This window comes from Streptomyces doebereineriae, from assembly GCF_031845645.1.
In the GTDB taxonomy this organism is placed as follows: Bacteria; Actinomycetota; Actinomycetes; order Streptomycetales; family Streptomycetaceae; genus Streptomyces; species Streptomyces canus.
Genome location: NZ_JAVREZ010000382.1, coordinates 1 through 434, shown reverse-complemented (window position 1 = coordinate 434; position 434 = coordinate 1). Strand labels below are relative to the sequence as shown.

The 434-nt window shown below is 75.6% G+C and carries 1 pseudogene; it reads right to left on the bottom strand.

What is annotated here, in order from left to right:
- Positions 1-434: pseudogene (locus RNB18_RS52405) on the bottom strand (macrolide 2'-phosphotransferase); the annotation flags it as partial.

Sequence of the window (434 nt, the reverse complement as noted above, 5' to 3'; positions counted from 1 at the left end):
CCAGCTGTCCGGGCCACATCCGGTCGTCGTCCAGCCACCGCCGCCAGCGGGCCAGCCGCGCCTTGCTCAGGCCGAGTTCGGTGTGCGCGCGGTCCAGCTTCACCGCGATCCCGGCGCGTACGGTCTCCGGGGTGGCAGGCGGGAGGCCCGCGGTGTTCCACCGCCCGTCGGGGCGCAGGGAGTGCACCGCCACCAACGAGCGCGCCAGCGGCTCCAGATAGCGGTCCGGGTGGGCCAGCGGGTCCATCGACCAGCCGTAGACCAACGTGACGGGGTCTTCCTGCCCCGCCGCCTCGCCGGGGAGACTCGGATAGGCGACCAGACCGGGTGTGTGCAGCCGCCAGTCCGGCACGGGCACCGGGACCCGGTCGCGCACGGCGCCCAGGACGGCACCCTCGACGGCGAGTTGCTCCGAGGCGGCGGGGCGTCGGGGC